The 23,494-nt window shown below is 65.3% G+C and carries 23 protein-coding genes; 1 reads left to right on the top strand and 22 read right to left on the bottom strand.

Annotated elements, in window-relative coordinates; all coding sequences use genetic code 11:
- Positions 1-2 precede the first annotated feature (2 nt).
- The 12 genes from ACIQC0_RS15425 to ACIQC0_RS15370 all read right to left on the bottom strand — a co-directional run bounded on the left by ACIQC0_RS15425 (position 3) and on the right by ACIQC0_RS15370 (position 9,585).
- On the bottom strand, positions 3-434 hold the full coding sequence (locus ACIQC0_RS15425; RefSeq protein WP_377216925.1) for a DUF2550 domain-containing protein: 432 nt from the start codon (positions 432-434) through the stop codon (positions 3-5).
- 10 nt (positions 435-444) lie between these two features.
- Positions 445-729, bottom strand: a complete 285-nt coding sequence (locus tag ACIQC0_RS15420; RefSeq protein ID WP_377216926.1) for a F0F1 ATP synthase subunit epsilon — start codon at positions 727-729, stop codon at positions 445-447.
- Between the two features lies 1 nt (position 730).
- Positions 731-2,185, bottom strand: a complete 1,455-nt coding sequence (gene atpD, locus ACIQC0_RS15415) for a F0F1 ATP synthase subunit beta (RefSeq protein ID WP_377216927.1) — start codon at positions 2,183-2,185, stop codon at positions 731-733.
- An 83-nt stretch (positions 2,186-2,268) separates the two neighbouring features.
- The gene (locus ACIQC0_RS15410) at positions 2,269-3,159 is read right to left on the bottom strand and encodes a F0F1 ATP synthase subunit gamma (protein ID WP_377216928.1); all 891 of its coding nucleotides are present in this window, start codon (positions 3,157-3,159) and stop codon (positions 2,269-2,271) included.
- 71 nt (positions 3,160-3,230) lie between these two features.
- On the bottom strand, positions 3,231-4,868 hold the full coding sequence (atpA, locus tag ACIQC0_RS15405) for a F0F1 ATP synthase subunit alpha (protein WP_377216929.1): 1,638 nt from the start codon (positions 4,866-4,868) through the stop codon (positions 3,231-3,233).
- 82 nt (positions 4,869-4,950) lie between these two features.
- Entirely contained in the window at positions 4,951-5,778 is an 828-nt protein-coding gene (locus ACIQC0_RS15400; RefSeq protein ID WP_377216930.1) for a F0F1 ATP synthase subunit delta, read from the bottom strand.
- The gene (locus ACIQC0_RS15395; protein ID WP_377216931.1) at positions 5,778-6,329 is read right to left on the bottom strand and encodes a F0F1 ATP synthase subunit B; all 552 of its coding nucleotides are present in this window, start codon (positions 6,327-6,329) and stop codon (positions 5,778-5,780) included. The genes ACIQC0_RS15400 and ACIQC0_RS15395 overlap by 1 nt, the downstream gene beginning before the upstream one ends.
- Before the next feature lie 52 nt (positions 6,330-6,381).
- On the bottom strand, positions 6,382-6,585 hold the full coding sequence (gene atpE, locus ACIQC0_RS15390) for an ATP synthase F0 subunit C (RefSeq protein ID WP_009356484.1): 204 nt from the start codon (positions 6,583-6,585) through the stop codon (positions 6,382-6,384).
- A gap of 79 nt (positions 6,586-6,664) precedes the next feature.
- Entirely contained in the window at positions 6,665-7,465 is an 801-nt protein-coding gene (atpB, locus tag ACIQC0_RS15385; protein WP_377216932.1) for a F0F1 ATP synthase subunit A, read from the bottom strand.
- A gap of 81 nt (positions 7,466-7,546) precedes the next feature.
- Complete coding sequence (locus tag ACIQC0_RS15380) at positions 7,547-7,885, bottom strand: hypothetical protein (RefSeq protein ID WP_377216933.1); 339 nt, start codon at positions 7,883-7,885, stop codon at positions 7,547-7,549.
- Positions 7,878-8,360: a hypothetical protein gene (locus ACIQC0_RS15375; protein WP_377216934.1), complete on the bottom strand. Its 483-nt coding sequence runs from the start codon at positions 8,358-8,360 to the stop codon at positions 7,878-7,880. The genes ACIQC0_RS15380 and ACIQC0_RS15375 overlap by 8 nt, the downstream gene beginning before the upstream one ends.
- Positions 8,361-8,472: 112 nt before the next feature.
- Complete coding sequence (locus ACIQC0_RS15370) at positions 8,473-9,585, bottom strand: MraY family glycosyltransferase (RefSeq protein WP_377216935.1); 1,113 nt, start codon at positions 9,583-9,585, stop codon at positions 8,473-8,475.
- Between the two features lie 290 nt (positions 9,586-9,875).
- On the opposite strand from ACIQC0_RS15370, the gene ACIQC0_RS15365 reads away from it, so the two are divergent.
- Positions 9,876-10,772, top strand: a complete 897-nt coding sequence (locus ACIQC0_RS15365; protein ID WP_377216936.1) for a glycosyltransferase — start codon at positions 9,876-9,878, stop codon at positions 10,770-10,772.
- 39 nt (positions 10,773-10,811) lie between these two features.
- On the opposite strand, the gene ACIQC0_RS15360 is transcribed toward ACIQC0_RS15365, so the two are convergent.
- The 10 genes from ACIQC0_RS15360 to argS all read right to left on the bottom strand — a co-directional run bounded on the left by ACIQC0_RS15360 (position 10,812) and on the right by argS (position 23,414).
- A complete protein-coding gene (locus ACIQC0_RS15360; RefSeq protein WP_400536210.1) occupies positions 10,812-11,567 on the bottom strand; it encodes a WecB/TagA/CpsF family glycosyltransferase in 756 nt (251 codons plus the stop codon).
- Complete coding sequence (locus ACIQC0_RS15355; RefSeq protein WP_377216938.1) at positions 11,567-12,394, bottom strand: L-threonylcarbamoyladenylate synthase; 828 nt, start codon at positions 12,392-12,394, stop codon at positions 11,567-11,569. Before ACIQC0_RS15355 ends, ACIQC0_RS15360 begins: the two co-directional genes overlap by 1 nt.
- Before the next feature lie 12 nt (positions 12,395-12,406).
- Entirely contained in the window at positions 12,407-13,288 is an 882-nt protein-coding gene (prmC, locus tag ACIQC0_RS15350) for a peptide chain release factor N(5)-glutamine methyltransferase (RefSeq protein ID WP_400536207.1), read from the bottom strand.
- Positions 13,289-13,298: 10 nt separating this feature from the next.
- Complete coding sequence (gene prfA / locus ACIQC0_RS15345; protein ID WP_377216940.1) at positions 13,299-14,372, bottom strand: peptide chain release factor 1; 1,074 nt, start codon at positions 14,370-14,372, stop codon at positions 13,299-13,301.
- Positions 14,373-14,483: 111 nt separating this feature from the next.
- Entirely contained in the window at positions 14,484-16,574 is a 2,091-nt protein-coding gene (gene rho / locus ACIQC0_RS15340) for a transcription termination factor Rho (protein ID WP_377216941.1), read from the bottom strand.
- 293 nt (positions 16,575-16,867) lie between these two features.
- Positions 16,868-17,842: a homoserine kinase gene (gene thrB, locus ACIQC0_RS15335; protein WP_400536204.1), complete on the bottom strand. Its 975-nt coding sequence runs from the start codon at positions 17,840-17,842 to the stop codon at positions 16,868-16,870.
- A 2-nt stretch (positions 17,843-17,844) separates the two neighbouring features.
- Positions 17,845-18,951, bottom strand: coding sequence for a threonine synthase (gene thrC / locus ACIQC0_RS15330; protein ID WP_377216943.1), 1,107 nt, complete (start codon positions 18,949-18,951; stop codon positions 17,845-17,847).
- Positions 18,952-20,268, bottom strand: coding sequence for a homoserine dehydrogenase (locus tag ACIQC0_RS15325; protein WP_377216944.1), 1,317 nt, complete (start codon positions 20,266-20,268; stop codon positions 18,952-18,954).
- On the bottom strand, positions 20,269-21,744 hold the full coding sequence (gene lysA, locus ACIQC0_RS15320) for a diaminopimelate decarboxylase (RefSeq protein WP_377216945.1): 1,476 nt from the start codon (positions 21,742-21,744) through the stop codon (positions 20,269-20,271).
- Between the two features lie 5 nt (positions 21,745-21,749).
- On the bottom strand, positions 21,750-23,414 hold the full coding sequence (argS, locus tag ACIQC0_RS15315; protein ID WP_377216946.1) for an arginine--tRNA ligase: 1,665 nt from the start codon (positions 23,412-23,414) through the stop codon (positions 21,750-21,752).
- Positions 23,415-23,494: the final 80 nt, after the last annotated feature.

The following is a 23,494-nucleotide window of genomic DNA, read 5'->3' as shown; positions in this document are numbered from 1 at the left end:
GGCTAGCGCCAGGTCCCCACGCCAATGACCGGGCCGGCCTCGAGCCACGAGGACAGGCCCGTGTAGGCGTCGAATTTCATGGCCAGGCGGAGATCCTGGCCCTCATAGCGCAGATCAACAATGACGACGTCGGGCTGGACCTTGACGGCCTCGGCCTCCGTGGGTGCGCGGCGGCCCAGGAGTTCCAGGGAACTGCGCCTGAACCTGTGCTTGGGCCGGACGCTCAGCGAGAAGAGACGGAACCACTCGAGGTCATTGTCCTGATAACGACAAACCCCCATCTGCCAACTGTTTCCAGCCATGCAAATGGAGGCGTCCACCGTGCCAAGGGCGCGCCGCAGGTTGAAGCGGCGCACCCCCGAAAGGCACAGTGCAAATACCAGCAATCCAAAAATGACTGCCATGGCGATGAACGGAAGACTCGATACGTCCATCAGGGTGTTGCTAGCGAATCCCCGCGGTAGCCGAACCGCCCAGGTGGGCGTTGTCAGCAACAATAACCACGCGGTTGTTGTCGACGGAGAAGAATCCGCCGTCAACGTCTACGGAGATACGATCACCTGACACCGGCTGAATCGCCAGTTCACCCTCGGCCAGGATCGCCAGCAGGGGCGAGTGGCCGGGCAGGATTCCGATTTCACCATCGCTGGTGCGGGCCTTGACCATCTTGGCCGCTCCGGACCACACGAAGTGGTCCGCTGCGACAATCTCAACCTCAAGCTCAGCCATATTACTTGGTCTGTTCCTGGATCTTGGCCCACTGGCGCTCAACGTCGTCGAGGCCACCGACGTTGAAGAACGCCTGCTCAGCGATGTGGTCCAGCTCGCCGTCGCAGATGGCAGCGAAGCCTTCAACGGTGTCCTTGATGGAAACCGTTGAGCCCTCGACACCGGTGAACTGCTTGGCGGTGTAGGTATTCTGCGACAGGAACTGCTGGATGCGGCGTGCACGCGACACGACGATCTTGTCCTCTTCGGAGAGTTCATCGACACCGAGGATGGCGATGATGTCCTGGAGTTCCTTGTTCTTCTGCAGGATCTGCTTCACACGGACAGCCGTGTTGTAGTGGTCCTTGCCGATGTACTGGGGATCCAGGATTCGCGAGGTGGACGTCAGCGGGTCAACGGCCGGGTACAGACCACGGGAAGCGATTTCGCGGGAAAGTTCCGTGGTCGCGTCGAGGTGTGCGAAGGTCGTTGCCGGAGCCGGGTCGGTGTAGTCATCTGCCGGGACGTAGATGGCCTGCATCGAGGTGATGGAGTGGCCCTTGGTGGACGTGATGCGCTCCTGCAGGAGGCCCATCTCGTCAGCCAGGTTGGGCTGGTAGCCCACTGCGGAAGGCATGCGGCCGAGGAGCGTGGAAACCTCGGACCCGGCCTGGGTGAACCGGAAGATGTTGTCGATGAAGAGCAGCACGTCCTGGTTCTGGACATCGCGGAAGTACTCCGCCATGGTCAGGGCGGACAGGGCGACGCGCAGACGCGTTCCCGGCGGCTCATCCATCTGGCCGAACACAAGGGCGGTGTCCTTGAGGACCCCGGCCTCTTCCATTTCGACCCAGAGGTCGTTGCCCTCACGGGTACGCTCGCCGACACCGGCGAACACGGAAGTACCACCGAAGTTGCGGGCAACACGGGTGATCATTTCCTGGATCAGAACGGTCTTGCCAACGCCGGCGCCGCCGAAGAGGCCGATCTTTCCACCCTTGATGTACGGGGTGAGGAGGTCGATGACCTTGATGCCGGTTTCCAGCATCTCGGTGGAGCCTTCGAGCGAAGCGAAGCTCGGCGCCTTGCGGTGGATGGGCCAGCGTTCGCTGATGTCCAGTTCGGACTCGGCCACGTCGAGGGGCTGGCCCAGGACGTTGAAGATGTGGCCCTTGACTCCGTCACCGACGGGGACGGAGATGGGGGCGCCGGTGTCCACCACGGAGGTGCCGCGGACGAGCCCGTCAGTAGCCTGCAGGGAGATGGCGCGTACGAGGTTGTCACCCAGGTGCTGGGAGGTCTCGAACGTGATGGTCTTGGTCTCACCGTTGAGAGTAATCTCGGTGGTGAGGGCATGGTAGATCGACGGGATTGCGTCAGCCGGGAATTCGACGTCGACAACCGGGCCGATTACGCGCGCAATGCGGCCGGTAGCACCGGACGTTGCGGCTACGTGTTCGGTAGCAGTGGCAGTCATCTCTCTCACTTCACTCAGTAGATGGCGTGGGGTTAAGTTTATCTGTGGTGGTGCTGGTTCCGCGGGAACCGAGGCTGTACAGGTTAGGACGCAAGCGCGTCGGCACCGGCCACAATCTCGGAGAGTTCCTGCGTAATTTCGGCCTGGCGGGCCGTGTTGCGCAGACGCGTGTACTTCTTGATCAGGTCCGTGGCGTTGTCCCCGGCTGACTTCATCGCGCGCTGGCGGGCAGCCAGTTCGGAGGCCGCGGCCTGCAGCATCGCTGCAAACAGACGCGACTCGATGTAGCGCGGCAGCAGCGCGTCGAGAACCTGCTCGGTTTCCGGCTCGAACTCGTACAGCGGCAGCAGGTCCGATTCGGAGGCTGCTTCCTCTTCGACGACTTCCAGCGGCAGGAGGCGGATGACCGTGGGCTCCTGGGTAACCATCGACTTGAAGCGCGTGTAGACAACATGGATTTCGTCCACGCCGCCGTCCTCGAAGTCAGCGGCGAAGTCGGTCAGCAGCACTTCACCGATCTCGCGGGCAGTGCTGAACTCTGGGGCGTCGGTTCCTCCGGTCCAGACCCGCGCGTACTCGCGGTTCCGGAAGTCGAAATACGCCTGGGCCTTGCGGCCCACGAGGTAGGTCTTGACTTCCTTGCCTTCAGCGTGGAGCAGCTCGTTGAGACCTTCCGCCTGCTTGAGGACGCTGGCCGAGTACGAACCTGCGAGGCCACGGTCCGAGGTAATTACCAGGACGGCGGCGCGGCGGATCTGTTCCGGCTCAGTGGTCAGCGGGTGGTCGATTTCGCTCTGGCTGGCGACAGCAGAAACGGCGCGCGTGATCGCGTTCGCGTAAGGCAGTGAAGCTGCTACGCGCGCACGGGCCTTCCCGATGCGCGAGGTAGCGATCAGTTCCATCGCCTTGAAGATCTTGCGCATCGACGTGGTCGAACTGATCTTCTGGCGGTAGACCCGGATCTGGGCTCCCATACTTATCCTTTCCTAACATTCCGTTGCCGGGTGTGCCGGGCCCGGGGGCCCGGCACACCCGGCGGGCGGAACTAGCGCTTCTGCTTGACGATCTTTTCCTGGTCAACGTCGCCCTCGGAGATAGCATCATGCTCCTCGTGGCCGGCGCCTACCAGGTGGTTGTCACCCTCGCCGAAGAAGCCCTTCTTGAAGTCAACGATGGCTGACTTCAAGGCTTCAACGGTGTCATCGCCCAGCACGTTGGTCTGCGCCAGCGTGGTGAGGATCGAGGACTTGTGCGCCAGGTGCTCCAGGAATTCGCTCTCAAAACGGCTGATGTCCTCAACCGGAACATCATCGAGGTAGCCGTTGGTGCCGGCCCAGATGGAGACAACCTGGTTCTCGACGGGGAACGGCGAGTACTGGCCCTGCTTGAGCAGTTCCATCAGGCGTGCACCACGGGTCAGCTGCTGGCGGGAAGCCGCATCCAGGTCCGACGCGAACATGGCGAATGCCTGCATGTCACGGTACTGGGCGAGGTCCAGCTTCAAGGTACCGGAGACCTTCTTCATGGACTTGACCTGCGCGGCACCACCCACGCGGGACACGGAAACACCCACGTCGACGGCGGGACGCTGGTTGGCGTTGAAGAGGTCCGACTGGAGGAAGATCTGGCCGTCGGTGATGGAGATGACGTTGGTCGGGATGTAGGCGGACACGTCGTTCGCCTTGGTCTCGATCAGCGGCAGGCCCGTCATGGAACCGGCACCCAGTTCGTCGGACAGCTTTGCACAACGCTCCAGCAGGCGGGAGTGCAGGTAGAAAACGTCGCCCGGGTAGGCTTCGCGTCCCGGCGGACGGCGAAGGAGCAGGGAGACTGCACGGTAGGCTTCGGCCTGCTTGGACAGGTCATCGAAAACGATAAGGACGTGCTTGCCGCCGTACATCCAGTGCTGGCCGATGGCCGAGCCGGCGTACGGTGCCAGGTACTTGAAGCCAGCGGGGTCGGAAGCGGGAGACGCCACGATGGTGGTGTACTCGAGCGCGCCGTTGTCCTCGAGGGTCTGGCGGATGGCGGCAATGGTGGACGCCTTCTGGCCGATCGCCACGTAGATGCAACGGACCTGCTTGGTCACGTCACCCGAAGCCCAGTTGGCCTTCTGGTTGATGATGGTGTCGATCGCAATGGCGGACTTACCGGTCTGGCGGTCACCAATGATCAGCTGGCGCTGGCCGCGGCCGATCGGGATCATGGCGTCGATAGCCTTGAGTCCGGTCTGCATCGGCTCGTGAACCGACTTACGCTGGGTCACGCCCGGGGCCTGGAGTTCCAGTGCACGGGTGGTCTCGGCCTTGATCTCGCCGAGGTCGTCGATGGGCACACCCAGCGGGTCCACCACGCGGCCCAGGAAGGCGTCACCAACGGGAACGGACAGAACCTGCCCGGTGCGGTGTACTTCCTGGCCTTCTTCGATCCCGGTGAAGTCACCAAGGATGATAACGCCGATTTCGCGGACGTCCAGGTTCTGGGCGAGGCCCAGGGTGCCGTCCTCGAAGCGCAGCAGCTCGTTCGCCATGACCGAGGGAAGGCCCTCAACACGGGCGATGCCGTCACTAGCGGTGGTTACGCGGCCGACCTCTACGCGCTCTGCGTTTCCGGGTTCGTAGGACGCCGCGAACTCGTTCAGCGCATTACGGACGTCGTCGGCGTTGATGGTCAATTCGGCCATCTGCAGTCCCTGCTCTCCTGTTTTGTGATCATCGTTGTCCACGATGACCGGGGTTTCTATCAGTTAGGTTGTGCTTGTCCGGCTAGCCGGCCAGCTGGCGTTGCAGCTCGCCCAGGCGGTTCAGCACCGAAGCGTCGAGCACTTCGTCACCGACCTGGACGCGGATGCCGCCAATAAGTGACGGATCAACGTTCATGTTGACCTTCAGTTCCCGGCCGTACATCGCATTGAGGGCCGCCTGGAGACGTTCCAGCTGCACCGGCGTCAAGGGACGCGTCACGCTGACCGTCGCAATCCAGCGCTGCTGGCGCTTGGCTGCAAGCTCGGCGAACCGCTCCACAAGCCGCGTGGGTTTGATGCCGCGGGGCTGCGTCACAGCCTGGACGATGAGGACCTTGGCCTCTTCGCTGGCCCCGGGTACCAACTTCTCGGCGAGCGATGCCTTGGCTGCAGCACTTGCCTGCGGCTCGGACAGAGCACGTTGTACCTCGTGGCTGGAGGCAACTGCCTGGTTGAAGGAGAACAGATCGTTCTCCAGCTCTTCCAGGCCGGAGATTCCGGAGGCAGAAACGGCCGACTTGTTTTCAGCAACGGAAATGACCACCGTTGCGGCAAGAGTCTCGAGTGCATCGCCGATATCCCGCGCCGATGCCCAGCGTGAACTGGCCAGTCCGCCCGCGATCTCTGCAGCATCAGCGGAGACTTTCCCGCCCACCAGCTGCTTGACCAGTGCCGACTTCTCGTCACCGTTGCGGGACGGGTCAGTCAGGGCACGGCGCAAGCCAGCCGAGCTGTCCACCATTCCCAGAATTCCGAAGAGTTCCTTTGCCAGCTGCAGCGACGCCGTCGGAAGTTTTGCTTCCAGCGCGGCCAGGGCTGTTGCCAGCGATTCGCTCGATACGCCTGCCATTACTTAGCTGCACCTGCGTTCTGGGACTCCAGATCTGCCAGGAAGCGGTCCACTACCCGCGCTGCGCGCTCATCGTCGGTGAGTGCTTCGCCAACGATGCGGCCGGCCAGGGTGGTAGCCAGCGTGCCCACCTCGGAACGCAGCGAGACAACTGCTGCCTGGCGCTCCGATTCGATCTGCGCGTGGGCCTGTGCCGTGATGCGGGCAGACTCTGCGGCTGCCTTTTCCTTGAGATCCGCGAGGATCTGTGCACCTTCGGCGCGGGCTTCCTCACGGATGCGGTTGGCTTCGGTGCGGGCGTCGGTCAGCTGCTGCTTGTACTCTTCGAGTGCAGCAGACGCCTCAGCCTGGGCCTTTTCAGCCTTCGCGATGCCGCCTTCGATAGCCTCGGCGCGCTCTGCGAAGGTCTTCTCAAACATCGGGACAACGAACTTGACCACGATGAACATGAGGATGGCGAAGCCCACGAGGGTAACGCCCATTTCCCAGAGGTTGGGCATCAGGGGGTTAACTTCGCCCTCAGCGGCGGCTGAGATGATCAGCTGATTCATATTTCACCCGTCCTTTTCTACTCGGTTTTGAAAGTTCGCTTCGCTCTAAGGACTAGAGAACGAAAGCGAAGACCAGACCGAGGATGGCGAGTGCTTCGGTCAGTGCAAGGCCGAGGAATGCGATCGGCTGCAGGACACGCTGTGCCTCAGGCTGGCGGGCGACGCCGTTGATGTAGGCAGCGAATACCAGACCAACACCGATACCACCGCCGATTGCGGAGAGACCGTAACCTACGAGGTTGAGATTGCCTTCCATTTTTCTTCCTTTCAAGATGCCACCTGTGTGGCAGGTTGTTTGGGTTGCTCTATCCCCGTGAGGGGAAGCTTAGGGGTGCCTAGTGGCTGTCGGCGTGGAGTGCGCCTTCGATGTAGATCGCGGTCAGCAGCGTAAAGACGTAGGCCTGCAGGACCATGATCAGGGCTTCAAGCATGTACATGGCGATGGCACCGGCGAGGACCAGGAGCGAGGTGCCCTTGAGCAGGAGGTTCTCCTGCATGACAAGGAACTCGATACCGGAGCCGGCGATCATCACGATCAGGTGGCCGGCCAGCATGGTGGCGAACAGACGGAGGCTGTGCGTCACGGGCCGGACCAGGAAGTTGGAGATGATCTCGATCGGGATAACGATCGGCAGGATGAACCACGGGACACCGGAGGGAACGGTGGCCAGCTTGAAGTAGCGCAGGCCGTTCTTCTTGACGCCGATGGCGATCCAGGTGAAGTAGACCAGGCCGGCCAGGACGTACGCGCCGCCCACGTGGGAGAACGTGGGGAGCTGGAACAGCGGAATGGCGCCGTAGATGTTGTTCACCAGGATGAAGAAGAACAGGCTGAACAGCAGCGGGACGTACTTGATGAAGTCCCTTCCGCCGATGATGTCCTTGGCGATGCCGTTGCGGACGAAGCCGTAGGCGGCTTCGCCGGCGAACTGGAGCTTGCCGGGTACCAGCTGCTGCTTGCGTGCGGCGAGCACGAAGAAGACGGCGATAAAGACGACAGAAAGGAGGACCAGCAGCATCTGCTTGGAGAATCCCTCTGCGGCACCCCACGGCAGGATTGCCGGCAAATGCATTTCGTTAATACCAGGAGGAGTGAACTCTCCTGAATCTTGGGCCGGGAGCGCAAGCGCGATCAACGCGTTTCCTCTCTGCAGTGTCCATCATTGGGCGTTGGGCGGGGTCCGGCAGCCTGATGGCCTGCTGTTCCCCCTGTGAAATTATTTGGCATTAGTGTCGCCGTCCGTGGACGGCCCGCTGGCAGCAGGGCGTTCGCCAGCTTTTTGTCGAGAACTGGTGAGGCCATGCATGTGGGAAAGGTAAAAACCTCCGACGGCTCCAAGCAGAGCGCCTGCGAGCACAATCCAGCGCGTTCCCCACAGATAATCCAGCCCCCACCCTATCAAACTCCAGACGATGATTCCGCCAATGATGTAGCTGAAGACGGCCATTCCGGCGTTGTATCCGCCGTCGGAGCCATCGCCTGATACACCCGGGGCGGAGGGCCCGGTTCCACGGGCGGCGGGGCCGCCGTCGCGGTGGTTCTTTCGGTCACGCATCGGAGCTGTCCTTGGTCTGCGGGTCGTTGTAGATCTGGAGGCGGGCCTTGCTGAAACCGTACATCTCCGCCGTCTGCCACAACACGACGGCAGTGACGGCACCGGCGACAAACCAGGTGCTTTCCAGCCAGGCAGGCTGGCCGACGGTGAACAGCACCGCGGCGAAACCCACCACCTTGATGAAATACATGGCGACGAAGACGCCGATGGCACCGGACGGGTTGTTGCGTCCCACCACGTGGCCGGCCAGCAGGCTGATGCCGAAAAACACCATGACCAGGAGTCCGCCCGCCACCATGGACAGGATCGCCGCAGGTCCGGCCAGCAGCCAGGCAACAACGGCGCCCACCAGCAGTCCTGCGGCCGAGGCCACGGTACTGAGCTTGAGGAGGTGCAGCCAGAGCGAAGCCGTGGGGCCGGATGCGCCGACGCGTCCGCTGCCGGAGGCAGGTCCGGGGTCGGCGTTGGCGGTCATGAGATCCCAATCGTCGGCGTCTGGTGGCAGGAAGCCATCAGGCTGGTAAGGAGGGGGCAGCTTTGGGGCTGCCCCTAAATTCTACACGAGATAGAAATTATTGCGGAACCAGTCAGGTACGGGCGTCATCGGCCCGCCGCGCCACGTAGGGCCAGGCGGTCACGAGGCCCATGACAATGGTTGCCAAGATGTCCACCACCAGCACAACCTGCCAGGGGAAAACGGCGAACGCGAGGCCGCCGAAGGACAGGATCGCAGTCCACAGATACATGAGTACGACGGCGGTGCGGTGCGAGTAACCGATGTCCAGCAGCTTGTGGTGGAGGTGCCCGCGGTCCGCGGACCACGGGGACCGGCCGCGGGCCGTTCGCCGGACCACCGCGAGTCCAAGGTCCAGCAGTGGCAGGAACAGGACTGCGAACGGGAGCAGGATGGGAATGATGGTGGAGATACCGTTGGCCCGGTCATAGAGCCCGGAGGTGATTTGGCCGGTGGACACCACACCTGCGGAGGCCATCAGCAGGCCGATCAGCATGGCCCCGGAGTCCCCCATGAAGATCTTCGAAGGGAACCAGTTATGCGGCAGGAAGCCCAGGCAGGCGCCCACCAGGACGGCGGTCAGCAGAGTGGCGAGGTCCGAATAGTCCAGCAGGACAGCATTACGGTGGACCCAGTATGCGGTGAAGAAGAAGGCTGTACCGCCGATGATGGCCACCCCCGCCGCCAGCCCGTCCAGGCCGTCGATGAAGTTGAAGGCGTTCATGGTGACCACGATCAGGCCCGCCGTCAGCACCACCCGCAAGGTCTCGTTCTCGAGATAGATCGGCTCGGGCACCCAGGGGACGATGGTCATCTGGACGCCCCACAGCGCCACAGTGAAGCCCGCGATGCTTTGGCCGATGAGTTTCACCCACCAGCGGATGTCCAGGAGGTCGTCGGCAACACCGACCAGGACGATCACGGCTGCGCCGGCCAGGACGCCCCACGGCGAGAAATTGTTGCGGTAGATGTCCTTGACGAAAAACGACTGGCTGGCGACCACCAGCGCCACCATCACGCCCAGGAACATGGCCACCCCGCCCAGCCGGGATACCGGCGTGGAGTGCATGTCGCGGCTGCGGATGGGCAGGTGGAGCTCCATTCGCCGCCCCACCACGCGGGCACCCCAGGTAGCGGCATAGGACACGACCGCAGCGGTCAGCCCCATGAGGAGGTACATGATCATGGCGTGGAGACCGTTCCAGCCGGAGCTTCGCTGCGGAAAGGCTGCAGCCGGACGGTTAACCGGTCATCGACGGAGGGGCTCACTGGCAGGGAATCTGTTCTTTGGTAAATGAAACTTCTCCGTCGCCGAGCGCGCAGCAGGCCCGCGGTCTTTCCTATACGCGCGGCCTTACAGGGCTGTATTACAGTGGACTCTAGTCAAAGATACTAGCGCCAACGGCTCCATGGCTTCGCGCAACACGGGCGCACTCCCACCGGGGACATCCCTGACAGCCATGCTGAAAGGACCCCATGACACCCCGCGTAGCAGTCGCCGCCGTCACGTTCGACCGCCCCACCGAACTGGCAGTTCTGCTGCGCGGCATCAACGCCCAGACGGCGCCGGTGGAAACCATCTGCCTGGTGGACAGCGGCACCAACCCCGCCCGCGAGGTGGCCGGCCAGCATGCCAACGTCGACTACATCCGTTCGGAGGCAAACCTCGGGGGTGCCGGGGGCTTCGCCCTGGCGGCGCTGAAGGCGGTCGCCAGCGGGGCGCGCTGGATCTGGATGATGGACGACGACGCCGAACCGGGCGACGCCGAATGCCTCGCCACATTGATCCGCGAGGCCGAGGCGCGCGACCTGGAGGCGGTGGTCCCCCTGGTCACCGCGCCGGGGCGTCCGGACCGGCTTTCCTTCTTCTTCCGCCTCGACGGCAAGGTCACGCACAGCCGCGCGGACGTGGAGAAGCTCGGATTCCTCCCTGACAATGGACATTTCTTCAACGGCGCCCTGATTCGCTCGGACGTGTTCTTCAAAGTGGGATTGCCGGACATGCGGCTGTTCATCCGCGGCGACGAAGTGGACTTCACCATCCGGTTGCGGCGGGCCGGCATCCGGTTCGGCACGGTCACCACCACGGCCATCACCCATCCCCACGCCTTCACCGAAACCCAGCACGTCTACGGAGCGCGGTGGCACGTCATCGTGCCGGACTCGGCGTTCAAGCGCCACTACTACTACCGCAACCGCGGGTACCTGATCCGGCGTTACTTCCGGGTGAAGTCCTTCGTCGCGGACGTGGGAGGTTACCTGGGCTACTTCCTGCAGCGCCGCGACCTGGCCGGGCTCGCCGCGTGGGCCAAGTCCTTCAGCGCCGGCCTCCGCGGCAAGGGTTTCGGACCCCTCGAGGACCAGAAGTTCTAGAGGTTCCAGACGCCTCCGGATGCGCAGTCCTGCTTGGGATTACCCGCCGTTGAGCCGGCGGCGCGCCAGCAGCCAGAGCAGGACCCAAGGCTCACCAAAGACCCGGTAGGCCACACGGCGCGGGTGGAGCAGCAGCCGCCAGGCCCACTCCAGCCCCAGCCGGCCCAGCCAGCGCGGTGCCAGCTTCTGGACACCTGCGAGCTGTTCAATGGCTCCGCCCACGGCGCAATACACCGCTGGCGGCAACGAACCGAGCCTTCTCTGCAGCACCTCTTCCTGCAGCGGCATGCCCAGGCCCAGGAGCACGAGTTGGGGCTGTTCACGCTGGAGCCACTCCACCGCTTCCTCTTCCACGGCTGCGTTCCACCCTGCGCCCGGAAAGCCCGAAACGCGGGCACCGGGAACGGTGGCCCGCAGCCGCTGGACCGCACCGGCATTCGCTTCCGCCCCGGCGCCCACCACCGCGATCCGCTCCAGGCCGGCCACCTGTCCGAGGGCCGGCAGCCAGTCGTTGGTTCCCAGCCGGTAGTCCATCACCGGGCCTGCGGCGTTGCCCGTCCGGCCCCACAGCCAGAGCAGGGGCGCTCCATCCAAGAGGACCACATCGCTCCGGTCATAGAAACTGCGGAACGCCGGATTCGAATGTGCCAAGGTCACGCTGTGCAGGTTATGTCCCAGGACGGTGCGGGTGCCGCCTTCGCGGAGAAACCGGCCCAGTTCGGCCATCAGCTCCGGCACCCTGAGAGGAGTGGCGTCGACGTCCAGCAGCGGGACCTGCTGGCGCTGTGGGACCATCAGTCTTCTGTGGCCCTGGCGGAGTCTCCCCCGCCGACGGAACCGGCGTCCGAAACCGGCGTGCCGGCGTCGTGCGCGGGAAGCTCTTCGGCAGCCTCAACGGCGGGCTCCCCAGTGGCAGCCCTTCCAGGAGCAGCCTCTTCAGGAGCCGCCTCTTCAGCCGTAACCTCGCCCAGTCCGAGAACGCCGGGAACGTGCTCGCGCAACTGCTCCAGGCTGACTGCGCCCTGGCGTACTACGCGGAGCACGGGACCGGTGGCATCCACGATGGTGGACGGAACGGCGTCGCTGCCTTCAACCGGCCGGAAGCCGCCTTCCAGGTAAACCTCCACGGATTCGGCGAGCTGTTCGCGGGCCTCGGCGCCGGTCTGCGCCGCGGGCCGGCCTGTGCGGTTGGCTGACGAGACCGCCAGCGGGCCGGTCAGGGTGAGCAGTTCCTGGGCGATCTCGTCTGCGGGCATGCGCAGGGCAACCGTGCCCTTCGTTTCGCCGAGGTCCCAGTCCAGGGAGGGCTGCGCATGCAGGATCAGGGTCAGCCCGCCCGGCCAGAAGGCTTCGGCGAGCTTGCGGGCGTCAGCGGAGACGTCCGTCGCCAGGCCGTCGAGGGCGTTGATGCGCGGAATCAGGACGGGCGGCGGCATCGCGCGGCTGCGGCCCTTCGAGGCCAGGAGCAGGGTGACCGCCTGGGGCGAGAAGGCGTCGGCGGCGATCCCGTACACCGTATCCGTGGGGAACACGACGCATTTTTGTTCGCTGATGGCGCGCTGGGCGTGTTCCAGGCCCTCGGCGCGCTGTTCGGTGCTGGTGCAGTTATACGTTGTGGTCACTGGCCTATTCTTTCACTCCGTGCGGCCCGGCATGGCCAGCCGGGCGCTGGTGGCACGTTCCTTGCCGTTGAGGTCCAGATGTGTCGTGATGCCCTGCCATATCCCGGCGCTCTCCATCATTGCCGCGATCCAGCCGGCCTGGACTTCCGCGTGCTCCATCACGAAGTAGCCGCCGGGGCGGAGCAGCCTGGCCGCGGAGGCCGCTGCCGCCGTCGGAAGCTCCATGCCGTCCGCTCCCCCGCCGTACAACGCCTCGGCGGGATCGTGAAGCGCCACTTCCGGTTCGTTCGGAACCGCCTCGGCAGGGATGTAGGGAGGGTTGGAAACCACGACGTCGACAGTTCCGTTCAGTTCCTGCAGTGCGTCGCGCAGGTCCCCCAGCACCAGGTGGACGCCCAGCGGCGCCAGGTTCTTCTCAGCCCAGGCGTGTGCAAAAGCACTGAATTCCACTGCGTGGACCTTTGCGCCGGGCACTTCGGAGGCGATGGAGGCGGCAATCGCACCCGAGCCCGTGCCCAGGTCCACGACACAGGGCCCAACCGTTTCCCTGGGGCGGCTGGCCCTGAGGTGGTCGATGACCAACTGCACCACGGATTCGGTTTCCGGCCGCGGGATGAAGACCCCAGGACCCACCGCCAGTTCGAGGTAGCGGAAATGCGCCACTCCGGTGATGTGCTGCAGTGGCACCCGGCCGGCGCGTTCGGCAACCAGCTCCGCGTAACCCTCCGGCGCGGGGGTGTCCCCCAGCATCATGGCGCGGAGGCGGCCCAGCCCCACATTGAGGAGATGGTCCGCCAGCAGTTCAGCGTCGACGCGCGGGCTGGGGACGCCGGCGTCGCGCAGGACGGCTGTTGCTTCGGTGACCGCTTCCGCCAGGGTCTTGCCTGCACTCATACCTGCGGTACTAGTCGCCGAGGGCGTCCAGGCGGGCCTGTTCGTCCATTTCGATGGCCGACTGGATGACCGGTTCCAGGTCGCCGTTCATGACCTGGTCCAGGTTGTAGGCCTTGTAGCCGGTGCGGTGGTCCGCGATGCGGTTTTCCGGGTAGTTGTAGGTGCGGATGCGCTCCGAACGGTCCATAGTGCGGATCTGGGACTTCCGCTGCTCCGAGTTGGCGGCGTCGATCTGTTCCTGCTGGTGGGCCAGGATGCGTGCCCGGAGCACGCGCATGCCGGCTTCGCGGTTCTGCAGCTGCGACTTTTCGTTCTGCATGGCGACCACAATGCCTGTGGGCAGGTGGGTAATGCGGACCGCGGAGTCCGTGGTGTTCACCGACTGGCCGCCCGGACCGGAGGACCGGTAGACGTCGATCTTGAGGTCGTTCTGGTTGATTTCCAGCTCTTCAGGCTCATCGACCTCCGGGAGGACCAGCACGCCGGCCGCGGAGGTGTGGATACGGCCCTGCGATTCCGTGACGGGCACGCGCTGCACGCGGTGGACGCCGCCTTCGAACTTGAGCCGGGCATAGACACCTTCGGCGGGATCGTTGGAGCTGCCCTTGACGGCCATCTGAACGTCCTTGTAGCCGCCAAGGTCCGACTCGGTGGCCGAGATGATTTCGGTCTTCCAGCCGCGGGACTCCGCGTAGCGGGTGTACATGCGCAGCAGGTCGCCGGCGAAGAGGGCTGCTTCGTCGCCGCCTTCACCGCCCTTGACCTCGAGGATCACATTGCGGGCATCATCGGGGTCCCGCGGGATCAGCAGGCGGCGCAGCTTGGCGGCCGCAGCCTCCAGCTTCTCCTCAAGCTCGGGGACCTCGGCTGCGAACTCGGGATCCTCCGCAGCCATCTCCTTGGCAGCGGCCAGGTCGTCGCGCAGCCCCTCCCAGCGGTGGTAAGCCTCAACAATGCCGTTCAGCTGAGCCGACCGCCGGCCCAGCTTCCGGGCAAGCCGCTGGTCGGCATAAACAGCGGGATCCCCCAGCTGCGCCTGGATGGAGTCATGCTCATCAAGCAGGCCCTGTACGGACTCAAACATCAATAAACCTCTTTCGACTTGTACAAGTCTAGTTTCGCGGGGGCGGCAAAACCGAACGACGAAGGGGCGGGGCCGGCAAGAATATGCGACGGCCCCACCCCTGTAACTCAGCTACTTGTCGTTGTCCGACTTCGCGCCAAGCGTCGTCTTCTGGACCTGCATGAGGAACTCGACGTTGCTCTGGGTTTCCCGGATCTTGTTGGTCAGCAGTTCAAGGCTCTGCTGCGTTTCGAGCCCGGAGAGGACACGGCGCAGCTTCCACATGATCTTGACTTCCTCGGGGGAAAGCAGGTTCTCTTCGCGGCGGGTGCCGGATGCGTTGACATCGACTGCCGGGAAGATGCGCTTGTCGGCCAGCTGGCGGGACAGGCGGAGCTCCATGTTGCCGGTGCCCTTGAACTCTTCGAAGATGACCTCATCCATCTTGGAGCCGGTCTCAACGAGCGCGGTTGCCAGGATGGTGAGCGAGCCGCCGTTTTCGATGTTGCGGGCGGCACCGAAGAAGCGCTTGGGCGGGTACAGCGCGGCTGAGTCCACGCCACCGGACAGGATGCGGCCGGAGGCCGGTGCTGCCAGGTTGTAGGCGCGGCCCAGGCGGGTCATGGAGTCCAGCAGGACGACCACGTCCATGCCCATTTCCACCAGTCGCTTGGCGCGCTCGATGGACAGTTCGGCCACGGTGGTGTGGTCATCGGCGGGGCGGTCGAAGGTGGAGGCAATGACCTCGCCCTTGACGGTGCGCTGCATGTCCGTGACTTCTTCGGGACGTTCATCCACCAGGACCATCATGAGGTGGACCTCAGGGTTGTTGGTGGTGATGGCGTTCGCGATGGACTGCAGGATGAGCGTCTTGCCTGCCTTGGGCGGGGAGACGATCAGGCCGCGCTGGCCCTTGCCGATGGGGGCAACGAGGTCGATGACGCGGGGGCCGATCTTCTTGGGATCGGTCTCCAGGCGCAGGCGCTCGGACGGGTACAGGGGAACCAGCTTGGCGAATTCAACGCGGTCCTTGAGTTCCTCGGCGGTCTTGCCGTTCACGGAGGTGACGCGGACGAGGGCGTTGAACTTCTGGCGGTTGGACTGCTGGTTGCGGTCCTCGCCTTCGCGGGGCGCACGGATGGCGCCGACCACGGCGTCGCCCTTGCGCAGGTTGTACTTCTTGACCTGGGCCAGGGAGACGTAGACGTCGTTGGGGCCGGGGAGGTAGCCGGACGTACGGATGAAGGCGTAGTTCTCGAGGACGTCCAGGATGCCGGCCACCGGCAGCAGGACGTCATCCTCGGTGACCTCGACGTCGTCCACGTCCGGACCCTGGTTGCGGCCGCGGCGGCGGTCGTTGCGGTCACGGAAGCGGTCATTGCGCGAGTTCTCGCGGTCCTGGCCTCCCGAACGGTCGCTGCGGTCGCGGCGGTTACGGCGGTTGCGGCGGCTTCCGCCGTCGGAGTCGTCATTGTCGCGGCTGTCATCACGGCGGTTCTCGCGCTGGCCCGAGTCACGCTGGCCGGAGTCACGGCCGCCCTCGGAGCCCTCGCGCCCTGAGCCGTCGCGGCCGCCGCGGTTGCGGCCGCCGTCGCGGCGTTCGCGCTGGCCTTCGCCCTCGCCGGAACCTTCGGTGCGGGTTTCGGCGGGACGCTCGGCGCCGGTCTGCTCGGCCGGAGCCTCGCCTGCTTCAACGGCCTGCGGTGCTGCAGCGGCAGCCTCGCCGCGGCGGCGGTTGCGGGTACGGGGCTGGCGGCGCTCGGCACCACCTTCTGCGGCCTCGGGGGCGGCAGTCGCTTCGGCCGGCGCCGGTGCGGCTGCCTCGGCTGCAGGAGATTCGACAGCGGCAGGTGCCACGACGCCGTCGCTCACGGCACGACGGCTGCGGCCGCGTCCACGGGTGCGGGGAGCATCGGCGGCAGGAGCCTCTGCCGTTTCAGGCGCAGCAGCGGCAGCGGTAGTCGGAGCAGCCGCGCTCTCGACGGCCTTCTCGGTGCGGACCGGAGCCTTGGCGGGCGTACCGGCACGGTGGGCCGAGATCGCTGCGACCAGGTCCCCCTTGCGCATGCGGGAGCCGCCGGAGATCCCAAGCTGGCTGGCGAGGGCCTGCAGCTGGGCAAGCTTGAGGCCGGCCAGGCCGCTGCTCTTGGCGGATGCTGCCGGCGATTCGGCAGCAGAAGATGATAGTTCCACAGCTGGCGACAGCTCAGTGGTTTCGGTCACGAAGGATCCTTCCCCCTCGACGGCGTCCAGACCGGGAGCTGGACGCGATGATTTGATCTGGGCTGCAGTTCAGATCTGCAGCCGGGATTTCGGCCTTGCCGGATGGATTTCGGCCAGCAGGGCCGGATACTTCTCACCTTGCGTCCCGCCCGTGGCGGAACGCTTGACTGACGCTTGAGGGGCAGTTTGATGCTGCAGGTTCCTGCGACAGGCCAAGCAGGCGGCACCGGAATAGATTGCGCAGTAGAAGGCCGATGAGCAGCTAGGTGCAACAGCAGATCAGATAGGCGGAATTACCGCCGGTGCACGTCCACCTTAGCACCTTCAACGTCCACCGACAGCTTCAGCACGCGCCAGCCCACGTCCGGCGTGTTGGCGGCGGTGAAGTCGGCAATGAAGTCGAGTGCTTCGGCGGCGTTCGCTTCGCCGTTTGCCAGCACCAGCACCGTCGGTCCTGCACCGGAAACGACGGCTGCGTAGCCCTCGGCGCGGAGCGCCGCGATAAGTGCCGCGCTGGGCCGCATGGCCTCCGCGCGATAGCTCTGGTGAAGGTAGTCCTCTGTGCCGGCCAGCAGGAACTCCGGGCTGTGCGTCAGCGCGTGGATCAGCAGCGCGGCGCGACCGGCGTTCATGGCGGCTGCGTGGTGGCCCACCGACGCGGGCAGCAGGGCCCGCGCCGCCTCCGTCGAAAGCTCGAAGTCCGGGACGGCCACGATGGGAACCACCTGCTCCACGACGGTTGCCGTGGTGCTCCTGTACTGGTCACTGTCCTGCCAGGACAGCGCCAGCCCGCCAGAAATGGCGGGTGCCACGTTGTCCGGATGTCCTTCCATTTCGCTGGTCAGCTGCAGGATCCAGTCTCGTCCCCTGCGGCTCTCCGCCGGTACGAGCTCATTGGCGGCAGTCACCGCGGCCACCACGGCAGAGGCGGACGAACCCAGACCACGGCCGTGCGGGTTCACATTCTCGGCCGTGATCTTCAGTCCACCGTGCCGGAACCCAAGCCGGCGGAAGGCTGCCGCCATGGCGCGCACCACGAGGTGGCTTGCGTCCCGCGGCAGCGTTGCAGCGCCTTCGCCGCGCAGGTCGAAGAGCAGTTCATCCGTGTCCAGGGTCTCCACGGTCAGGGTGTCGTGGAGGCCAAGTGCCAGCCCCAGGCTGTCATAACCGGGTCCCAGGTTGGCCGTGGTGGCCGGCACGCGCACCGTGACGCGCTGGCCGGCTTCGATGAGCTGCAGTCCGACAGTGGCCTGCGAGGTGGTGTCCACGGCTATTTTTCTTCCAGTCCCAGTTCGGCTGCCACGGTCACCACGTCGTTGGGAACCTTGACCGGCTGCACATCGCTGCCGTCCTCGGTGCGCAGGGCCCACTGGGGGTCCTTCAGGCCGTGGCCCGTAACGGTGATGACGATCGTCTTGCCCGAAGGCACCTCGCCTGCGGCGTGCTTCTTCAGGAGGCCTGCCACGCCTGCGGCGGAACCCGGTTCCACGAAGACACCCTCCTTGGCGGACAGCCAGCGGTGGGCGTTCAGGATCTCCTCGTCGGTGACTGCGTCAATCAGTCCGCCGGATTCGTCACGGGCGCCAATGGCGCCGTCCCATGAAGCCGGGTTCCCGATGCGGATGGCCGTGGCGATGGTGTCCGGCTCGGTGATGGGGTGGCCGGCAACGAACGGCGCGGCACCGGCGGCCTGGAAGCCCCACATGGCAGGCGTTTTGGTGGCAACGGCGGGAAGCGTGCCCGCGGTTTTCGACTCGAACGGAGCCGAGTACTCCTTGTAGCCCTTCCAGTAGGCGGTGATGTTGCCGGCGTTGCCCACGGGAAGCACGTGGATGTCCGGGGCGTCGCCGAGCGCGTCCACGATCTCGAAGGCGCCGGTCTTTTGGCCTTGGATGCGGGCGGGGTTGACCGAGTTCACCAGGAACACCGGATAGGACTCCCCCAGTTTGCGGGCGATGTCGAGGCAGTTGTCGAAGTTGCCGTCCACCTGGAGCAGCGTGGCCCCGTGGGCAATGGCCTGGCTGAGCTTGCCCATGGAGATCTTGCCTTCGGGCACCAGCACGGCACACTTCAGGCCCGCTGCGGTGGCGTATGCGGCAGCGGAGGCAGAGGTGTTGCCCGTGGAGGCGCAGACAACAGCCTGGGCCCCGGCTTCGACGGCGGCCGTCATGGCCATGGTCATGCCGCGGTCCTTGAAGGAGCCGGTGGGGTTCATGCCCTCAACCTTCAGGTACACCTGCGAGCCCGTGAGTTCGGACAGCTTCTGCGCGTGCACCAGCGGGGTGCCGCCTTCGCCCAGCGTGATGACACGGGTGGCTTCGGTGACGGGCAGACGGTCAGCGTATTCGCGGATAACGCCGCGCCATTGGTGAGCCACTTAGACTCCTTCTACCCGCAGAACGGATGTAACTGAGTTAACAACGTCCAGGCCCTTCACGGCCTCGACGGTGGCCGCCAGGGCAGCCTCGGATGCGCGGTGGGTGACGATCCGCAGTTCGGCGGACTCCACGTTGGATTCCGTGTCGCGGTGGATGGTCTGCCGCATGATTTCGATGGACACGCCATGCTCGGCGAACAGCTGCGCGATCCGGGCCAGCACCCCGGGCTCATCTGCAACGTCCAGGCCGATGTAGTAGCTGGTGATGGCGGCGTCGATGGGCAACGCCGGGATGTGGCCGGTGGTGGTTTCGGTCCGCTGGGGCCCGCCCAGGACAAGCCGGCGTGCTGCCGACACGAGGTCGCCCAGGACTGCCGAGGCAGTCGGCGTGCCGCCGGCGCCCTGGCCGTAGAACATCAGCTCGCCGGCATTTTCGGCCTCCACGAACACCGCGTTGAAGGCACCGCGGACGGCGGCCAGCGGGTGTTCGCGCGGGAGCAGCGTGGGGTGGACCCGCACGGATACTCCCTCGCCGCCGTCGGAACCGGTGAGTTTCTCGGCGATTGCCAGCAGCTTGATGACGAAGCCGGCGTCCTTGGCAGCGGCAATGTCCGCGGCGGTGACGCCGGTGATGCCCTCGCAGTAGACGTCTTCCAGCGGGAAGCGGGTGTGGAAGGACAAGGTGGCCAGGATCGCGGCCTTGGCAGCGGCGTCGTGGCCTTCCACGTCTGCCGTGGGATCGGCCTCCGCGTAGCCCAGCCGCTGCGCCTCGGCCAAGGCGTCGGCGAACTGCGCACCCGTGGAATCCATCTGGTCCAGGATGAAGTTGGTGGTGCCGTTGACGATACCCAGCACTCGCGTGATCCGGTCGCCGGAGAGGCTGTCGCGGATGGGGCGGAGGATGGGGATGGCACCAGCGACCGCGGCCTCGTAGGAGAGCTGCACGCCAGCCTTGTCCGCTTCTTCGTAAAGCGTGGGACCGTCCTGCGCGAGGAGGGCCTTGTTGCCGGTGACCACGCAGGCGCCGTTGCTCAGCGCGGAGAGGATCAGGGTCCGCGCCGGCTCGATGCCGCCCATGAGTTCGATCACCAGGTCCGCGTCCTTGACCAGCGTGGCGGCGTCGGTAGTGAACAGCTCCTGCGGCAGTTCCACGTCCCGGGGGGCGTTGACGTTGCGCACCGCGATGCCGCTCAGCGCCAGCCGGGCTCCCGTGCGCGCTGCCAGGGCGTCGGCGTCCTCAATGAGAATCCGCGCAACCTGGGCCCCAACGTTGCCACAGCCCAGCAGGGCTACTTTCAGGGTTCGCATTTCCGTCATTCAGGCTCCCATGTCGCGGTTCAACAAATCTTCTTCGGTTTCCCCGCGGACAATGAGCCGGGCTCTTCCGTCGCGCACCGCGACAACGCCCGGCCGGGCCAGATAGTTGTAGTTGCTCGAGAGTGCCCAGCAGTAAGCGCCGGTACCCGGTACAGCAAGCAGATCACCGGCTGCCACGTCCCCGGGCAGATATACATCTCTAACAACTATGTCGCCGCTCTCGCAATGTTTGCCCACTACGCGGGACAGCTGCGGGGCGGCATCCGACGTGCGTGAAGCCAGGATTGCCGAGTAATCCGCGTCGTAGAGCACCGGCCGGGCGTTGTCGCTCATGCCGCCGTCCACCGAAACATACCGGCGCGGATACGTAACGTTGTTACCGCCGTCACCCTTCTCCGGAACCGCCGGAGCATCCACCCGGACGGTCTTCAGCGTGCCCACCTCATACAGCGTGAAAGTGGTGCTGCCCACGATGGCGCGGCCGGGCTCGATCGAAATGCGCGGCGAGGTGATGCCCAGTTCAGCGCAGGTGGAACGGACGACGGCGGCCATCGCCGTCGCGATTTCCGCTGCGGGGCGTGGGGTGTCCACCGGAGTGTAGGCGATGCCGTACCCGCCGCCGAGGTCCAGTTCCGGCATGGTGATGGAGTATTTTTCCTGCATGGCGGCCAGGAAGCGCAGCAGCTTCTCCGCGGCCAGGGCAAAGCCGTCCGGCTCGAAGATCTGGGAACCGATGTGGCAGTGCAATCCCAGGAGATCGATGCCGGGGTGCGCCGAGGCTGCGGCCACTGCCTCTTGCGCTGCGGAGACGCCGGCCTCATCCGTGGTGTCGGCGGCCATGGAGAGGCCGAACTTCTGGTCCTCGTGGGCCGTGGCGATGAATTCGTGGGTGTGTGCGTGGACGCCCGGGGTCAGGCGCAGCATCACTTTCGCCTGGACGCCGCGCACCTGGGCGATGTTGCCGACGCGGACCAGCTCGTCGAGGCTGTCCACCACGATGCGGCCCAGCTGCATGTCCAGGGCGCGGTTGATTTCGGCGTCGGACTTGTTGTTGCCGTGCAGGGCCACGCGCTCCCCCGGGATTCCTGCGCGGGCGGCGACGGCCAGTTCACCGCCGGATGCGGTGTCCAGGCGCAGGCCTTCTTCTTCCACCCACTTCACCACTGCGGTGCAGAGGAAGGACTTGCCGGCGTAGTAGACGTCCACGCCGCCGCAGATGTCGGCGAACGCGGCGTCGAAGGAGTCCTTGAACGCCCTCGCCCGGGAACGGAAGTCCGCCTCGTCCATGACGAACAGGGGCGTCCCGAACTGTTGCTTCAGCTCAGTGACGCCAAGGCCGCCCACCGTCAGGCCGCCGTCGTCACCCCGCGCAACGCTGCCCGCCCACATGGGTGCGTGCAGCGCGTTGAGGTCCGCCGGAACGTCAAGCCACTCCGGGGCCAGCGGCGATGCGGCCGTGCCTGGGAATACTGACATTGCGCTCACATCCGTTCCGGCGCCGAGACGCCCAGCAGGTCAAGTCCGTTGGCGAGCACCTGGCTGGTGGCGTCGTTGAGCCACAGGCGGGTGCGATTGAGGTCGGTGACAGGTTCATCGCCCATGGGTGCCACCCGGCAGGCGTCGTACCAGCGGTGGTAGGCGCCGGCGATGACTTCCAGGTGGCGGGCCACGCGGTGCGGCTCACGCAGTTCCGCCGCCTTGGCCACGATGGACGGGTAGCTGCCCAGGTGCGAGAGCAGTTCGTTCTCCGTGGCGTGGTCCAGCAGGGACGCGTCGAAGCTTTCCGCGCCGTCCACCTGGCGCTCCACGCCGGCGGCCACCGCGTTGCGTGCGGCGCCGCGGGACCGGGCATGGGCGTACTGGACGTAGAAGACAGGGTTTTCGTTGCTGTGTTTCTTCAGCAGCTCCGGGTCCAGGGTCAGCGGCGAGTCAGCCGGGAAGCGTGCCAGCGAGTAGCGGACGGCGTCCTTGCCGAGCCAGTCGATCAGGTCCTTGAGCTCGATGATGTTGCCGGCACGCTTGGACAGCTTGGCACCGTTGACGGAGACCAGCTGGCCGATCAGCACCTCGATGTTCTTCTCGGGGTCGTCGCCTGCTGCGGCGGCGATGGCCTTGAGCCGGTTGATGTAGCCGTGGTGGTCGGCGCCCAGCAGGTAGATCTTCTCGGTGAAGCCTCGGTCCTTCTTGGACAGGTAATACGCAGCGTCGGCGGCGAAGTACGTGGGCTCGCCGTTGGCGCGGATCATCACCCGGTCCTTGTCATCACCAAAGTCCGTGGTCCGCAGCCAGACCGCTCCGCCGTCGTCGAACACGTGGCCCTGCTCCCGAAGGCGCGCCACGGCACTCTCGATGGCACCGGCGTCGTGCAGTTCCTGCTCGGAGAAGAAGACGTCGAACTCGACGCCGAAGTCCGCGAGGGTGGACTTGATGTCCTTCATCTGCGCCTCGTAGGCGGCAGCGCGGATGACCGGGAGCGCGGCAACTTCGGTGAGCTCGCGGATATCCGGGTGTGCGGCGAGGACATCGTGGCCAAGGTCTTGGATGTACTGGCCGGGGTAGCCGCCCTCGGGCACGGAAAGGCCGTGCAGCCGGTTGTACACGGAGTGCGCAAAAGTGTTCATCTGCGATCCGGCGTCGTTGATGTAGTACTCGGCGGTGACGTCGGCCCCGGATGCCCGGAGCACCCGCGCGATCGCGTCGCCCAGGGCCGCCCAGCGGGTGTGGCCGATGTGGAGCGGCCCGGTGGGGTTGGCGGAGACGAACTCCATGTTGACGGTGTGGCCGGCCAGCGCAGAGTTGGTGCCGTATCGGACGCCCGCCTCGACGATGACCTTCGCCAGGGCGCCGGCGGCGGCGGCGTCAACGGTGATGTTGAGGAATCCGGGTCCGGCGATCTCCACGCCGGCGACTCCGTTAATATCCTTGAGCCGGCTGCTCAGGAGCGTGGCGAACTCGCGCGGGTTGGTGCCTGCCTGTTTAGCCAGCTGCAGGGCGATGTTCGTGGCCCAGTCGCCGTGATCGCGGTTCTTGGGCCGCTCTACGCGCACCTCGTCGGGCACAGCGGATGCCGAAAGGGCGATCTCGCCGGCGGCGACAGCGTCCTTCAGGCAGGCGGATATGGCGAGGGAGAGTTCTTCGGGAGTCACCCCTCTAGCCTACCGGGGGCCAGTCACAGCAAAGAATTTTCACCACCGCTTCGCCGATTGTTCCTCCCGCCGCAGCAGTC

Origin of the sequence: Pseudarthrobacter sp. NPDC092419, assembly GCF_044755045.1 — a bacterium.
Lineage (GTDB): Bacteria > Actinomycetota > Actinomycetes > Actinomycetales > Micrococcaceae > Arthrobacter.
The sequence above is the reverse complement of the archived record's forward strand: the minus strand, read 5'-3'. Positions and strand labels throughout refer to the sequence as shown.

Excerpts from the sequence above, each read along its gene's own strand:
- ACIQC0_RS15425 (WP_377216925.1), bottom strand. The coding sequence starts at position 434 with ATGGACGTATCGAGTCTTCCGTTCATCGCCATGGCAGTCATTTTTGGA.
- ACIQC0_RS15420 (WP_377216926.1), bottom strand. The coding sequence starts at position 729 with ATGGCTGAGCTTGAGGTTGAGATTGTCGCAGCGGACCACTTCGTGTGG.
- atpD (WP_377216927.1), bottom strand. The coding sequence starts at position 2,185 with ATGACTGCCACTGCTACCGAACACGTAGCCGCAACGTCCGGTGCTACC.
- ACIQC0_RS15410 (WP_377216928.1), bottom strand. The coding sequence starts at position 3,159 with ATGGGAGCCCAGATCCGGGTCTACCGCCAGAAGATCAGTTCGACCACG.
- atpA (WP_377216929.1), bottom strand. The coding sequence starts at position 4,868 with ATGGCCGAATTGACCATCAACGCCGACGACGTCCGTAATGCGCTGAAC.
- ACIQC0_RS15400 (WP_377216930.1), bottom strand. The coding sequence starts at position 5,778 with ATGGCAGGCGTATCGAGCGAATCGCTGGCAACAGCCCTGGCCGCGCTG.
- ACIQC0_RS15395 (WP_377216931.1), bottom strand. The coding sequence starts at position 6,329 with ATGAATCAGCTGATCATCTCAGCCGCCGCTGAGGGCGAAGTTAACCCC.
- atpE (WP_009356484.1), bottom strand. The coding sequence starts at position 6,585 with ATGGAAGGCAATCTCAACCTCGTAGGTTACGGTCTCTCCGCAATCGGC.
- ACIQC0_RS15380 (WP_377216933.1), bottom strand. The coding sequence starts at position 7,885 with ATGCGTGACCGAAAGAACCACCGCGACGGCGGCCCCGCCGCCCGTGGA.
- ACIQC0_RS15375 (WP_377216934.1), bottom strand. The coding sequence starts at position 8,360 with ATGACCGCCAACGCCGACCCCGGACCTGCCTCCGGCAGCGGACGCGTC.
- ACIQC0_RS15370 (WP_377216935.1), bottom strand. The coding sequence starts at position 9,585 with ATGATCATGTACCTCCTCATGGGGCTGACCGCTGCGGTCGTGTCCTAT.
- ACIQC0_RS15365 (WP_377216936.1), top strand. The coding sequence starts at position 9,876 with ATGACACCCCGCGTAGCAGTCGCCGCCGTCACGTTCGACCGCCCCACC.
- ACIQC0_RS15360 (WP_400536210.1), bottom strand. The coding sequence starts at position 11,567 with ATGGTCCCACAGCGCCAGCAGGTCCCGCTGCTGGACGTCGACGCCACT.
- prmC (WP_400536207.1), bottom strand. The coding sequence starts at position 13,288 with ATGAGTGCAGGCAAGACCCTGGCGGAAGCGGTCACCGAAGCAACAGCC.
- prfA (WP_377216940.1), bottom strand. The coding sequence starts at position 14,372 with ATGTTTGAGTCCGTACAGGGCCTGCTTGATGAGCATGACTCCATCCAG.
- ACIQC0_RS15325 (WP_377216944.1), bottom strand. The coding sequence starts at position 20,268 with ATGACGGAAATGCGAACCCTGAAAGTAGCCCTGCTGGGCTGTGGCAAC.
- lysA (WP_377216945.1), bottom strand. The coding sequence starts at position 21,744 with ATGTCAGTATTCCCAGGCACGGCCGCATCGCCGCTGGCCCCGGAGTGG.